Here is a 14593-nt window from a genome sequence, read left to right as displayed (position 1 = left end):
CGCGGGGTTTGCACAAACAAACGCCGCCGCCCTGCCATCCCCGGTCATTAATCCCCTTTAGCGTAAGAGTTATCTTCCCCATGAATCAGGAAAATACCCTATCTTCATCCTGCCCTGTGCCGCACCAGTCACCGGGAATAACCACCGTATTCCGTTCTCCGGCTTTGCTTACCCGTGAATGCCTGGCCGGCGTGGTTACCGCACTGGCACTGATTCCGGAAGTGATTTCGTTTTCCGTCGTTTCCGGGGTATCACCGCAGGTCAGCCTGATTGCTTCGGTAGTGATCTGCCTGACCCTGTCACTGATCGGTGGCCGTCCGGCGATGGTCAGTGCCGCTGCGGGTTCTGTGGCACTGGTGATCGGCCCGATGGTGCATCTGCACGGCATCAGCTATATTCTGCCGACGGTGGTTCTGGCGGGGATATTGCAGATTATTTTCGGGCTGACGGGCATGTCACGCATGATGCGTTATATTCCCCGTTCCGTAATGACCGGTTTTGTTAACGCCCTCGGGATCCTGATATTTTTTGCTCAGGTGCCTCATGTGCTTGGACATTCTGCCGTGGTCTGGGGATTTTTTGCCCTGACACTGGTGATTGTGCTGTTACTGCCGCGTCTGTTACCTGCCATCCCTGCTCCGCTGGTCGCGATTGCCGCGGTGACAGCCATCTGCTGGACAATGGGCTATACCGTACCGAATGTCGGTGATGAAGGCGCTATCGGGGGCGGATTACCGGCACTTACCTGGCTGCTGGTACCCCTGAATATGACAACACTGCAGATCATCTGGCCAACGGCGGTCAGTGTGGCACTGGTCGGTATGATAGAAACGCTGCTGACAGCCAAAGTGGTCGATGATCTGACAGATACCACTTCGTCAAAACGCAAAGAAGCAACCGGCTTAGGTATCGCTAATATTATCGCGGGTTTCTGCGGCGGAATGGCCGGCTGTGCCATGATTGGCCAGACAATTGTCAACGTAGAGTTAGGCAAAGCCCGCAGCCGGGTGTCAACACTGGCTGCCGGGCTGGTCCTGCTGTTACTGGTCAGTGTCCTGAGCCGGGTGATGGCGCATATACCGATGGTCGTACTGGCAGCCATTATGATGGTGGTCGCAGTCAAAACCCTTAACTGGCACAGTATTCACCCTGCGACCCTGAGACGCATTCCTTTATCAGAAACCCTGATTATGCTGGCAACAGTGGCTATTACCGTACAAACCGCTAATCTGGCACTGGGCGTGGTCAGCGGTGTTGTGCTGGCGATACTGTGGTTTGCCCGCCGCCTGAGCCATGTGATCCGTGCCGAACGCCGGGTATCAGCCGATGGCCAGTCAGTCTGTTATCAGATTCACGGCCCCCTGTTCTTCGCCAGCAGCAATGACCTGTATGAGCATTTCAGTTATGCCGATGACCCGGCGACGGTAATCATTGACTTGTCTGCCGCCACACTCTGGGATACATCCACGGTGGCAGTACTGGATGCCATCGAACAGCGTTACCGCCGCCATAATGCAACAGTGACCATTGCCGGCCTTGACGGACGCAGCAAAGATCTTCACCAGCGACTGAGTGGTAAGCTGGACTGACCGATCTGACGGCCACGGATGGCCGCTGTTTATCCGGCAGACGTCGCACAGAGCTATCCACGCCATCAGTTCCCTTCCCTCTGTTACCAGACATCACCTTCTCCGCCATATTTTTCACTGGCCGGAAAAGCACAAAAAGTGCTTTTTTTTGCTAACCATGGCAATTAAATTTAACAAATCATTTTCTTTTAATTATATGATGTGACTTCCATCACAAATAGTTTTACAGATGTGGATTTCACATGAAGCAAATTTTTGAGCAAAGTCATACGGATTTACCGGCCAGTGGAACCGGTTCCAGTCGCAGGGGATTTATAAAATCTGCGCTGATATTAACCGCCGGCAGCCTGGCAGCCTCTTTACCGCTGCAGAGTTTTGCCAGCAGCCTGGTTCACGGTGGCGATACCACTCAGGACTTTATCAGTGTTTCGCAGGCGATTACCGAGCATAAACATATTAGCCCGCAGCTTGCCGCACACTTCCTCAGTGCATTTATCAAACGTGATAATCAGTTCAGCAGCAAAATCACCCGACTGGCACAGCTACGTCAGCCCGGAGATTCCGCCATCGCTTTCAGGCAGAAAGCGATTGACGCAGGACTGGGCGACTTCCTGCAGCAAATCCTGACCGCCTGGTATACGGGGACTATCGGTGATGATTACAAAGGTACCCTGGTTGCCTATAAACAGGCACTGATGTACGACACGGTCAGTGACGGGCTGGTGGTACCCACTTATTGCGGCAATGGTCCCTTATGGTGGACAGCGCCGGTACCGGATCCGCTGGATCCTGAACTGATTAATAACCTGTAAATAACACTTAAAACAGACAGATCATGATGAAAAAACCAGAATTTACTGCGGGTGGTGATGCATCCGCGGATATTGTTATTGTGGGCTCCGGTATCGTTGGCGGACTGATTGCAGACCAGCTGGTCAGCCAGGGATATTCGGTACTGATCCTTGAAGCCGGCTTGCGGATCAGCCGTGCACAGGCAGTAGAAAACTGGCGAAATATGCCGTTTGCTAACCGCGCAGGCTCTGATTTTCAGGGGCTATACCCTCAGTCTCCCCTTGCGCCAGCCCCACTCTATTTCCCGCCAAATAATTATGTCAATGTCACAGGCCCGAGTGCCGGCAGCTTCCAGCAGGGCTACTTACGGACCGTCGGCGGAACCACCTGGCACTGGGCGGCATCCTGCTGGCGTCACCATCCCAGCGATTTTGTGATGAAAAGCAAATACGGTGTCGGTCGTGACTGGCCTGTCTCTTATGATGAAATGGAACCCTGGTACTGTGAGGCTGAGTATGCGATAGGTGTCGCGGGCCCCAGCGACCCGTCTATGCAGTCACCCAGTGAGCGCAGCAGGCCCTACCCGATGGATATGGTGCCTTTTGCCCATGGAGACACTTATTTTGCCAGTGTGGTTAACCCGCACGGTTATAATCTGGTACCGATCCCGCAGGGCCGCAGTACCCGCCCCTGGGAAGGCCGTCCGGTCTGCTGTGGCAATAATAACTGCCAGCCTATTTGCCCGATTGGTGCTATGTATAACGGTATTCATCATGTGGAACGTGCTGAGCAGAAAGGTGCTGTGGTACTGGCCGAATCGGTGGTCTATAAAATTGATACCGATGATAATAACCGTGTCACTGCCGTACACTGGCTGGATAATCAGGGCGCTTCTCACAAAGCGACCGGCAAAGCTTTTGCTCTGGCATGTAACGGCATAGAAACCCCGCGCCTGCTGTTACAGGCCGCCAACCAGGCTAACCCGACCGGAATTGCTAACAGTTCCGATATGGTGGGCCGTAATATGATGGATCACTCAGGTTTTCACTGCAGTTTCCTGACGGAAGAACCTGTCTGGCTGGGGCGTGGTCCGGCCCAGAGCAGCTGTATGGTCGGCCCGCGTGACGGTGAATTCCGCAGTGAATATTCAGCGAACAAAATGATCCTGAATAATATTTCCCGCGTAGTACCGGCAACCAAACAGGCGCTGGCGAAAGGGCTGGTCGGTAAAGCACTGGATGAAGAGATCCGTTATCGTTCTATCCATGGTGTCGATCTTTCCATCAGTCTGGAACCGTTACCAGACCCGGAAAACCGCCTGACCCTGAGTAAAACCCGTAAAGATCCCCACGGACTGGCCTGCCCGGATATTCACTATGATGTCGGCGATTATGTCCGTAAAGGTGCCACCGCTGCCCACGAACAGCTGCAGCATATCGGTTCACTGTTCAACGGCAAAGAGTTCAACATTACTACTGCCCTGAATGCTAACAACCATATTATGGGCGGCACCATTATGGGGAAAAGCCCTAAAGATTCTGTCGTCGATGGAAACTGCCGGACCTTTGATCATGAAAACCTGTGGCTACCGGGTGGCGGCGCGATCCCTTCCGCCAGTGTGGTGAACAGTACCCTGAGTATGGCGGCGCTGGGCCTGAAAGCGGCTCATGATATCTCTCTGCGTATGAAGGAGCTGGCATGAAACGATTTTTCCGCCTGAAGCTGACGTTACTGGCTCTGGTCTGCGGCAGCCTGGGATCCGTGGCTGCCAGGGCGGCAGATATTGATCAGTCTCTGCTAAAACAAGGTGAGCTGGTCGCAACGGCATCTGACTGCCAGGCCTGTCACACCGCCCCCGGCAGTAAAACTGCCTTCAGTGGCGGCTATGCTATCGCCTCACCGATGGGGGCGATTTACTCAACCAATATCACCCCCGACCCGGCCACCGGGATTGGTCACTACACTGAAGCACAGTTTGTTGATGCCGTACGTCATGGTGTCCGGGCCGACGGAGCGCAACTCTACCCGGCGATGCCCTATACTTCGTACCGGATGATGACCGACAGTGATGCTCATGCCCTGTATTATTACTTTATGCATGGCGTTAAACCGGTGGTACAGCAGAATACAGAAACCCGGTTAGCGTTCCCGTTCAATATCCGTTTCAGTATGAAGTTCTGGAACCTGCTGTATGCCGATAATAAAACCCTGCAACCGGATCCGCAGAAAAGTGCCGAGTGGAACCGCGGTAACTATCTGGTTAACGGGCTGGCTCACTGTGACACCTGTCACACGCCACGCGGTTTTATGATGAATGAAAAAACGGATCAGCCACTGGCCGGGGCTCCGCTTGGCAGCTGGTACGCGCCGAATATTACTTCCGATAAGATCAGCGGGATTGGTGGCTGGAGCAATGATGAAATCATCAGCTACCTGAAAACCGGCCGGGCCGAAGGTAAAAACCAGGCTGCTGGCGGTATGGCTGAAGCCGTTGAGCACAGCCTGCAATACCTGCCGGACAGTGATCTGCAGGCGATTGCTGTCTATCTGAAACAGACCACGCCAATCCGCACCGCGGGGGAAACCAAAGCCGCGTACAGCTATGGCTCCTCATCGGTCAATGTGGATGATGAGGTCCGTGGGATGGCCGCAAATAATGCCCGTGACTCTCTGACTTCCGGTGCAGCCTTGTTCAGCGGTAACTGTGCCAGTTGTCACCAGCCAGACGGTGCCGGCAGCAAGAATCAGGCCTACCCTTCCCTGTTCCATAACACCGCGACCGGCATGATCCATCCGCAAAACCTGATTGCGACCATTCTGTTCGGTGTGCAACGCAATACCAAAGATCATCAGGTGCTGATGCCCGGCTTCAGTTCCCCCACTTATGTGGATAACCTGACCGATCAGCAAATCGCGGATATCAGTAACTATGTTCTGCATAATTACGGTAATCCTGAGGTCACCGTGCAGGCAGGTGATGTGGCCTGGGTCCGTAAGGGCGGTCATCCGCCGGCTCTGGTCGCTCTGCAGCCGTACATGATCCCCGCCATCAGTGTTGCGGTCATTATTGTGATACTGTTGCTGGTTGCCTTCCGCCTGCGGCGCAGTCGCCGCCGTTAGACGAACGGGTTAAAGGGGGCGACTGCCCCCTTTTTTGCCCGCAGGGTTAGCGGGATAATTGCTGACGGAGTTGCTGACCGGTCAGACTGTTCAGGAATAATTCACTGCCCGGCTGAAACAGACGCGCTTTATCCAGTCCGCCAGCCACCACCGGATCAAAACCGGCATTTTTTACCAGTTCAGAGACTTCATTCAGGGCCTGCTGATCGTTACCCGCCAGCGGAATGGCCAGTAACTCCCCTGACCGGTGCGCCTGTGAACTCAGAGTGTAAGCAGCAACCGAATTAAATCCGCGTACCAGACGGGCACCGGGGAAAAGCCCTGCACTGTATTCCCCTGCTCCCTGTTTCAGGGCCTGTTGCGCAATATTACCATCGCGGCCGGGGTAAGGATTGGTGACATCCAGGACAACTTTACCTTTCAGTTGCGGGCCGATAACCTTCGCCAGAGACGGCAATGCGCCATAAGGCACGGCCAGCACGACAATACTGGCTTTTTCAGCGGCCTGCTCAGGAGTGGCGGCACTGGCATGGGCACCAAGGGCACTGACCTGGCTTTGTAACTGGTCCGGATGCCGCGATGATAAAATCACCGGATATCCGGCTTTGCTCCACAGAGTTGCCAGAGTTCCGCCCATCTGACCGGCACCGATAATACCGACAACCGGTAAGCTACTGGCGTGGGCGGTTAGCATACTGCCAGCCAGCAATATAGCGCTGCAAAATAACTGCTTAATTCCTGTCACGGAATCCTCCTTAGTTATACAAATAAATCAGGCGAGCGGATCCCACAGGGTCATCAGGGGCTGAGGCTGACCACTGACCGGGTCCTGATGCGGGTAAGGCAGCGAGGCAATACGCTGCTGCATCCCGGCGGTCGGGGCAGAACGACAGATATCCCAGTGCTGATCGGGCGGGTAGGCACCCACCACCAGAAAATCGTCACTGCTGCCGGTGTTACAGTGTCCGGTGCCTGCCGGCAGTAACACCACATCCCCGGCATTAACCGTCACCGTCTTTCCTCCCGGGCCGCCCAGCATCAGCCGGGCTTCACCACCGACAACCCCCAGGACTTCATGGGCAGTACTGTGGTAATGGTGGAAGTCGAATACCCCGGCCACCCACTGGGGTGGCCAGCCGTTATGTTGAAAAGCCTGTTCAGAGTGCTGCGTAACCGCGCCGGATAGCGGCAATACCTGCCGGTAGAGCAGGACAGGAAGGTGCGGATTATTCGGTACCCAGCCATTGGCTGATAATCTGAAATGTTCCGGAGTGAGCCGGGAGGGAGATTCACCACGTGCAGCGGCGGCAAACAAAAGTGGTGTGCTAAGCGCGATCTGCGTCATCACACGTAAAAAGTCCCGGCGGGAATCGACTGACATATTTCCCCCTTGAGCAATAGTTAACAAAACTGCAGATTTCTACCCTGAGAATAAGCGGCAGCAAACAGATATCGTCTGCCCGGTAACTGCGTCGTACGGCTATTAAAGGTATAAAAGCCCCGCGGCTTTTTGTAAAGTCCGCGGGGCTTTCAGAATACTGCCGGTAACAGAGAAAAGGTGACAGAATATGTCTGAAACCTCAGATGACTTAGCGCACGGAGGTCTGCGCTTTACTGGTCACTAAAGCACTCAGCCAGGCTAACAGTCCGACAATCCCTAAAGCACCACCCACCCAGGCAGTGGCTGTCCAGCCCATACCGGCATTGATCACCACTCCGCCGAAGAACGCCCCTAATGCATTAGCAATATTTAATGCTGAGTGATTCATAGCCGCCGCCAGCGTCTGGGCCTTACCCGCGACATCCATCAGCCGGATTTGCAGACAAGGGATCAGTAGCGAAGTTGTCCCCACCAGGAAAGTTGCTACCACACCACCGCTCACAAATTTAGCCAGCAGCGGGAACAGAGCCATCACCACCAGGTTCCATAACAGAGCCACCGTGATCCCCCTCCTGACACTCCAGTCAGATAACCGTCCGCCGGCCATCATGCCGACAATCATTCCCAGCCCGAAAGCGGCCATCACCCAGGGGATTGCCCATTCGGCCAGCCCGGCAACCTGCATCAGAGTCGGAGTAATATAACTGAACACCGCAAACATACCGCCAAACCCGGCAGCACCGGTCAGCAGTACCAGCAAAACCTGCGGGGTTTTCAGTGCCGTCAGTTCCTGTAGCGGATGAGCTGACGGATCCCCAGGCTGATAAGGCACATAACGGATCACCAGCAGCAGTGATACCAGTGCACAGAGCCCGACAAACAGGAAGGCATAGTGCCAGTTAAGATGGTGCCCTACCCAGGCGGCCAGCGGTACTCCCAGCAGCGTGGCAATGGTCAGACCTGTCATCATCCGGCCAATCGCTTTACCCCGCTGTTCCGGTGCAACCAGCGAGGCTGATACCAGCGAGGCAATACCAAAATACGCCCCGTGAGGTAACCCGCTGATAAAACGCGCCACGACAAAGCTCATATATCCCGGGGTCAATGCACTGGCAATATTACCGGCGGCAAACAACCCCATCAGAAAAATAAGCAGATGCTGGCGGGACGCCCGTGCTCCCAGTACTGCAATTAACGGTGCTCCGAATACCACCCCTAATGCATATGCGGTGATCGCATTACCGGTACTGGTGACTGAATGTCCGAGCCCGTGCGCGACATCCGGTAATAAGCCCATAATCACAAACTCACCGGTGCCGATACCGAAGCCGCCCAGCCCCATCGCCAGCAGGGCCATCCCGATATTTATGGTCTTCTTTTGCTGCACAAAAACTCCAATACAATTAATTAATATTTACTAAACATATTTATATACATTCATGAGATGCATCCCTTCAGGGCATTGGATATCATGATCGCTCCTTATGTTCTCATGCCCGGTAAGCAACAGTCATGTGCGTATTGATAAATAAAACAAATAAGTCTGTTTCAGGTGTTGCTCTGCTGGTGGCGGGCGCTTTTTTTATGGAGTTCCTCGACGGTACGGTGATTGCAACCGCACTGCCACAGATGGCACACACCTTTGCCACAGATGTTGTCCGGCTGAATCTGGGGATCAGTGCCTATTTACTGACCCTGGCGGTCCTGATCCCGGTCAGTGGCTGGATAGCCGATCGCTACGGTGCAAAGAATGTATTTTCTCTGGCACTGGTCATCTTCACCCTGTCCTCGGTGTTATGTGGCCTCAGCGAAAATCTGACGATGTTTGTGGCAATGCGTATTCTGCAGGGGGCCGGTGGCGCATTAATGGTGCCGGTCGGCAGGCTGGCAGTATTAAAAAACACCCCGCCGGAGCAGTTGATCACCGCCATTGCGACATTAACCTGGCCTGCGCTGGTCGCTCCGATTATCGGCCCGCCATTGGGAGGGTTTATTACCACCTGGTTTGACTGGCGCTGGATTTTTTTTCTGAATCTGCCGCTGGGGATGATAGCGTTTATGCTGTCCCGACGACTGATGAAAAACAGCAGTGACACCGGACAACGGCCCTTTGATATAACCGGTTTTATCCTGTCTGCGTTGTCAATGATCGGTGTGGTATGCAGTATGGAAATGGTATCGTCGGATATCCCTCTGCCCCTGACACTGGGATTGTCGGTGATCAGTCTGGCCGGACTCCGGATCACCTGGTGGCATATGAAGCGGGCGCCCTGTCCGATGATCCGCATGGATGCTTTATCAATCCCGACCTTCCGCGCCACCCTGATCGGCGGATTCCTGTTTCGCTCGGCTATTTCCGCGATTCCGTTCCTGCTGCCTCTGATGTTTCAGACCGGCTTTCATATGGATGCTTTTCATTCGGGATTGCTGGTACTGGCGGTCTTTGCCGGAAATCTTGCTATCAAACCCGCGACAACGCGGATTCTGCGGACCTTTGGTTTTAAAACTGTCCTGACCGTGAATGGTCTGCTTAATGTCGTGGCGATGGTCGCCTGTGCATTTTTTACTCCGCAGACAGCTCACTGGCTGATTATGCTGGTGCTGTTTATCGGCGGTATGTTCCGTTCTTTGCAGTTTACCGCGATTAATACCTTAGTGTTTTGTGATGTACCTAAAGCGCAAATGAGCCATGCCAACGCACTGTTCAGCGCATCTTCCCAGCTCTCCATGGGCGCAGGCATTACTTTCTGCGCACTCAGTATCTACCTGGCCGGGCGCCTGGGTCAGACATCACAGTGGCTTCACGGGTTACCGGCGGTCAGTTTCCGGCTGTCATTTATTGCCCTCGGGGTGTTATGCCTGATTGCAATGGCAGATATTTTACTGCTGGAGAAAAATGCCGGCAGTCAGGTGACGGCAGGCAAAAAAGCGTCCTCCTGAGTACCGGCAGGCAGCACCGGACTTTTACTGTCGGCAACATCGTCCCCCGCCGGGGAATGGCTGGTTAGCTGTAGTAGTAATCCTGACCGCCATTACGGATAAACCAGCCAGTCAGTGCCATACGTTCTTTGCGGGTCGGCTTAACTTCATGCAGGATCTGCTCCGACAGGAAGCATAAAACACTGCCGGCAACTGGCTGGATCAGCCGCTCCCCTTCCGGTAAATGGAGACAGAGTTCCCCGCCATCCTGCGGATGCCAGTTCTGGTTGATATAAACAATAAACGTGACCGCCCGGCGTTTATCATTGGCAAAACAGTCATAGTGGGGTTTGTAATAAGCCCCCGCAGGATAGCGGGAGAAATGCCCTTCAAAATCCTGCAACCCAAGAAAAAACTCACGGTTAAGTAGCTGCCGGGTTTGCTCCACCAGCGTCAGATAGCGGCTAATGGCCGGGTCTGTTTCAGACTTTTCTATCCAGCTGATGCTGTCAGAACGGATCGATTCATTAATAATGTTCTTCACGCCACGGCCGATTCCTGCCTGCAGGAAGGTACGGCTATGACATAAGTCGGCTAAACCCGAAATAAGCGCGGGATCCAGTACATTTTGCTGGTAAAACCAGCCCTGGTCGCAAAGTTGTTTTACTAACCCGTTAGAATCAAGCATATCGCTCCTGCGATGGTAATGCTGAACAGACCGCCGAGTATAGCCGAGAGGTTGCACAGCAACCACAGGATTTCGCGGGGGAAATGAGGCCCCGCGCACGAAGAGCTTATCCCCCCTGTCTGTCCGCCAGTGCGAACAGGATTATCAGATATCTTTAGTGACGCCGGCTGAAATATCTGTTGCTGACTGAGCCCTGACTCCGGCCCCGCTCACCCGGTAATAGATTCCGGCAGCCAGGGCAACGCCGATAAACCAGCTGAAACTGGCGACCGAATGTAAAGACGGAATAAAGCTGAGCAGCAGGCAGAGCATCACTGCCGGCAGCAGGGACAAAATCGCTTTCAGATTAAAGCCCTGCCGATACCAGTAAGCGCCTTGCGGTGAATCATTAAATAACTGGTCGGTGTTTATCTGGCTGCGATTTACCAGATAGAAATCACACAACAGAATACCGAACAACGGGCCGATAAAAGAACCGAGTACGTCGAGGGTATAATGAATCAACTCCGGTGACTGGAACAAATTCCACGGCGTAAGAATGACAGATCCTACGGCAGCAATCATCCCGCCCATCCGGAAACTGATTTTCTGCGGTGCACAGTTAGAGAAATCAAAAGCCGGTGAAACAAAGTTCGCCACGATATTAATCCCTATCGTAGCAATAATCATTGTCAGTAAAGCCACTGCCATTGCCACGCCGCTACCAACCTGAGAGACGGTTTCGATAGGATCGGTAATCATTCTGCCGAACAATGAATGGGTTCCGGAAACGATGACCACCGTAATTACCGAAAACAGTAAAAAGTTAAACGGTAAGCCCCAGCGATTACCGCGCCGGATATCCTGCATGCTGGCAGCGTAGCGGGAAAAATCACCAAAGTTCAGCAACGGACCGGAAAAGTAGGAAACGACCAGCGCAACCGCCGAAATCATCTGCCATCCCTGCTGAGCAAAAGATAACGGCTTTTCTGCCAGGGTCAGAGATATACCGGCGAAGCCGGTCTGCGAAATAATCCATATGGCTAATGCCAGCATCACGATATAGACCGCCGGGCCGGCAATATCAATAAAGCGTTTAATGGCATTCATTCCATGCCAGAAGACCAGAGCCTGTAATACCCACATAATCGCGAAGCATACCCAGCCAAGAGCCGAAAGGCCGAGGAAACGGGGGACCGTCATCGGTACCAGCGCGGGCCAGAATTTCAGTAACACCAGCAGTAATGCATTTGATGCCAGCCATGTCTGGATACCATACCAGGCGAATGCGATCAGGCCACGGATCACTGCCGGTATATTTGCCCCGAACACACCGAAGGCCTGACGACAGACAACCGCATAGGGCACCCCGCTGAGCTGGCTGGGTTTAGCGACCAGGTTGGCGAAAAACTGGACAATGCAAATTCCTGCCAGCAGACACAGCAGCACCTGCCACCCTGCCAGCCCGAGGGCAAAGAAACTGGCGGCAACCACGTAGCCACCCATACTGTGTACGTCTGACATCCAGAAAGAAAAAATATTGTACCAGTTCCAGTGTTGCTTTCTGACCGGCGCTAAGTCGTCATTGGTCAGCCTCGGGCTGTAACCTGGTTTGACGAGCCCGGCGTTCTGTGGTTCATTTTTTGGCATAGTTGCAGACCCTTTAGCTATTCTGAAGTAATAATCACACGCTCTGATACCTTGCAGGATCCAGACCAGCTTTCATTTTTTTGTATACAAAAAACAAAAAATTGGTATACCTAATAAAGAACATTATCCGGGAGAACCGCATGTTAACCGCCACCCCTTACCGTGACAGTCGCGAAGGGCAGGAAAAAGAAGACCACATCCGGGAAGCTTTAATAAAAGCGATGGTGGAACACCAGCTACCGCCGGGCAGTAAACTTCCGGAGGAAGCACTGGCCGATGCGTTCGGTATCAGCCGGACCGGCATCAGGAAAGTGCTGACCCGCCTCGCCACGGTGCAAATGGTGAATATGACGCCCGGCCGTGGTGCATTTGTCGCTAACCCGACAGCCGGCGAATCATTACAGATTTTCCGGACGCGGACCCTGATTGAACTGGCAAATTTGCCGGATGTGGCACAACGCCTGCAGCCACAGGATCATCAGGAGCTGGCAGAGGTCCTGCAGCTCGAACACCAGGCGCACCATCAGCGGGATGCGGCTGCGGCAATCCGCCATTCAGCCATGTTCCATATTCGTTTACATGCGGTCGCCGGTAACCCGGTAATAAGCGAAATCGTTACTAATCTGACATTACGATCTTCACTGGTGATTGCCGCCTGGGGAAGCCAGTGGCAACAGGGGTGCCGGGATTCAGAACATCAGCAGTTACTGGATGCCGTCAGGGACCGGGATCTGCCGGTTCTCAGTGCCCTGATGCAGGCGCATTTTGACAATATCGTCCAGAGCCTGGATTTTAACGGGGCTAAAAAGCCCCTGCCCGATTTTCGAAAACTGTTTGCTGAATAATATTCCGGAGTCTTTATGGGTCAGTATTGTATACAATTAATTAATCCTAACACCTGCCAGTCGATGACCGAAAATATGGCCTCCGCTGCACGCTCGGTCGCTGCTCCTGACACCCGTATTCTGGCTGTCAGTCCGGATTCAGGGGTCAATTCCATTGAAGGACATTTTGATGAAGCTATTGCGGCGGTCGGGGTACTGCAACAAGTGAACGCAGGACTGCGCCAGCGGGTCGACGGGCACATTATTGCCTGTTTCGGCGATCCGGGGCTGCTGGCGGCCAGGGAACTGGCCAGCGGCCCGGTGATAGGTATTGCTGAAGCGGCAATGCATCTGGCGACAATGGTCGCCACCCGTTTCACTATTGTTACCACCCTGCCACGTACAGTGGTTATCGCCCGCCACCTGTTACAGCAGTATGGCTTTAGCGGGCATTGCGCGGCAATCCGTACTATCGACCTGCCGGTACTGGCTCTGGAACAGGACAGCCCGCTGCCGGGGGAGAAAATACGTCAGCAGTGTATTGAGGCGATGAAATATGATAACAGCGGGGCGATTGTGCTGGGCTGTGGCGGGATGGCCGGGCTGGCCAGTGAACTTACCCGTGAACTGGGGATCCCGGTTATTGATGGTGTGACTGCGGCAGTGAAAATGCTGGAGTCACTGTTGTCTCTCGGCCTTACCACCAGCAAACACGGTGACCTGGCTTATCCGGTACCGAAACCGGTGACCGGTATTTTTTCTCAGTTAAATCCCGCAGGCTAATCATCCGGTCGGCTGCCCCGGGCGTCACCGGCAGGAGTTGCGCCCGGCGGTATCGCCCTTTATTCTGACATCATCACTCCTGTACTGATAAATACCCTGCATACAGAACTCAGGGTATTTGTTGGTCTGCAATGACTAATGAGGATTATCATGGCTGTAACACCTGTTTCTGAAAAAGCACTGACCCTGGGCCATGGCCCGGCGTTACTGGCGATTTTTCTCGAACCGACCTGCCCTTTTTCGGTCCGGGCATTGAATAAACTCGACGGGTTGCTCAGCCTGATGGGCGAAGATCAACTGACTATCAAAATTTATCTGCAGTCTCAGCCATGGCATATGTTTTCCGGGGTGATTGTCCGCGCTATCCTCGCCGCCGCTACCCTGCCACAGGGCAACAGTGCCGCCCTGAAAGTCCTGAAAGCGGTGGGTGATCATCGTGAAGAGTTCGAGTTTACCGACCACTGCAGCGGGCCGAATATGGATGCCACACCACGGCAGATTATCGAACGTATTGAGAAATACAGTGGTGTTGATATCTGGCTGCCGTTTGAAAAGCCGGAACTGCAACAGCTGATCAAATGGCATTGCAAATATTCCCGTCAGAACGGGATTCATGTATCTCCGACCTTTATGATTAATGGCCTGATCCAGCCGGATATGGGTAGTGGTGAAGATATCAGTCAGTGGGCAGAACGGATCCGCAACGCCTGATTAACTGACGGCAGATCGCCAGCCGCTCTGCCGTTCCTTTACTGCTCTCCTGACAGCCAGACTCCGAAATAAATTTTATTACTTTGATGTAAATCACACTTTTGTGTTCCTTCACAAAGGCGTAAGATGAGGCTCATCACCCAATTCCTGTGTGGAA

Annotated in this window: 13 protein-coding genes; 8 read left to right on the top strand and 5 right to left on the bottom strand. The window is 53.6% G+C overall.

Annotated elements, in window-relative coordinates; all coding sequences use genetic code 11:
• The first annotated feature begins 80 nt into the window (after nt 1-80).
• From JK198_RS12740 to JK198_RS12725, 4 genes are all read left to right on the top strand, one after another.
• Nucleotides 81-1589: a SulP family inorganic anion transporter gene (locus JK198_RS12740; protein ID WP_212710713.1), complete on the top strand. Its 1509-nt coding sequence runs from the start codon at nt 81-83 to the stop codon at nt 1587-1589.
• A gap of 242 nt (nt 1590-1831) precedes the next feature.
• On the top strand, nt 1832-2401 hold the full coding sequence (locus tag JK198_RS12735; protein ID WP_212710711.1) for a sugar dehydrogenase complex small subunit: 570 nt from the start codon (nt 1832-1834) through the stop codon (nt 2399-2401).
• Between the two features lie 26 nt (nt 2402-2427).
• Nucleotides 2428-4083 (top strand): GMC family oxidoreductase, encoded by a 1656-nt coding sequence (locus JK198_RS12730; protein ID WP_212709526.1) that lies wholly within the window; start codon nt 2428-2430, stop codon nt 4081-4083.
• Nucleotides 4080-5501 (top strand): cytochrome c, encoded by a 1422-nt coding sequence (locus tag JK198_RS12725; RefSeq protein WP_212709523.1) that lies wholly within the window; start codon nt 4080-4082, stop codon nt 5499-5501. The genes JK198_RS12730 and JK198_RS12725 overlap by 4 nt, the downstream gene beginning before the upstream one ends.
• A gap of 46 nt (nt 5502-5547) precedes the next feature.
• Here the strand turns inward: JK198_RS12725 and JK198_RS12720 are convergent, their stop codons facing one another.
• The 3 genes from JK198_RS12720 to JK198_RS12710 form a co-directional block, all read right to left on the bottom strand.
• A complete protein-coding gene (locus JK198_RS12720; protein ID WP_343876818.1) occupies nt 5548-6246 on the bottom strand; it encodes an NADPH-dependent F420 reductase in 699 nt (232 codons plus the stop codon).
• A gap of 27 nt (nt 6247-6273) precedes the next feature.
• Nucleotides 6274-6882, bottom strand: coding sequence for a cupin domain-containing protein (locus tag JK198_RS12715; protein WP_212710710.1), 609 nt, complete (start codon nt 6880-6882; stop codon nt 6274-6276).
• A 208-nt stretch (nt 6883-7090) separates the two neighbouring features.
• A complete protein-coding gene (locus JK198_RS12710) occupies nt 7091-8269 on the bottom strand; it encodes an MFS transporter (RefSeq protein ID WP_343876820.1) in 1179 nt (392 codons plus the stop codon).
• Between the two features lie 125 nt (nt 8270-8394).
• Here JK198_RS12710 and JK198_RS12705 point away from each other — a divergent pair, with 125 nt between their 5' ends.
• Nucleotides 8395-9822 carry an MFS transporter gene (locus JK198_RS12705; RefSeq protein ID WP_212710709.1) on the top strand — a complete coding sequence of 476 codons (1428 nt, stop codon included), beginning with the start codon at nt 8395-8397 and terminating at the stop codon, nt 9820-9822.
• A 64-nt stretch (nt 9823-9886) separates the two neighbouring features.
• Here JK198_RS12705 and JK198_RS12700 read toward each other — a convergent pair whose 3' ends face one another.
• Nucleotides 9887-10489 (bottom strand): 2OG-Fe(II) oxygenase, encoded by a 603-nt coding sequence (locus JK198_RS12700; protein WP_212706625.1) that lies wholly within the window; start codon nt 10487-10489, stop codon nt 9887-9889.
• Nucleotides 10490-10633: 144 nt separating this feature from the next.
• Nucleotides 10634-12118 carry an NCS1 family nucleobase:cation symporter-1 gene (locus tag JK198_RS12695; RefSeq protein WP_212706626.1) on the bottom strand — a complete coding sequence of 495 codons (1485 nt, stop codon included), beginning with the start codon at nt 12116-12118 and terminating at the stop codon, nt 10634-10636.
• Between the two features lie 140 nt (nt 12119-12258).
• Between JK198_RS12695 and JK198_RS12690 the strand changes: the two genes are divergently transcribed.
• The 3 genes from JK198_RS12690 to JK198_RS12680 all read left to right on the top strand — a co-directional run bounded on the left by JK198_RS12690 (nt 12259) and on the right by JK198_RS12680 (nt 14436).
• Nucleotides 12259-12963, top strand: a complete 705-nt coding sequence (locus JK198_RS12690; RefSeq protein WP_212706627.1) for a GntR family transcriptional regulator — start codon at nt 12259-12261, stop codon at nt 12961-12963.
• Between the two features lie 15 nt (nt 12964-12978).
• Nucleotides 12979-13725 carry an aspartate/glutamate racemase family protein gene (locus JK198_RS12685; RefSeq protein ID WP_212710708.1) on the top strand — a complete coding sequence of 249 codons (747 nt, stop codon included), beginning with the start codon at nt 12979-12981 and terminating at the stop codon, nt 13723-13725.
• 147 nt (nt 13726-13872) lie between these two features.
• Nucleotides 13873-14436 (top strand): thioredoxin, encoded by a 564-nt coding sequence (locus tag JK198_RS12680; protein ID WP_343876831.1) that lies wholly within the window; start codon nt 13873-13875, stop codon nt 14434-14436.
• Nucleotides 14437-14593: the final 157 nt, after the last annotated feature.

The sequence above is a fragment of the Tatumella sp. JGM91 genome, assembly GCF_018257575.1.
GTDB classification, from domain to species: Bacteria; Pseudomonadota; Gammaproteobacteria; order Enterobacterales; family Enterobacteriaceae; genus Tatumella; species Tatumella punctata.
This window is presented reverse-complemented; position numbering and strand designations above follow the sequence as displayed.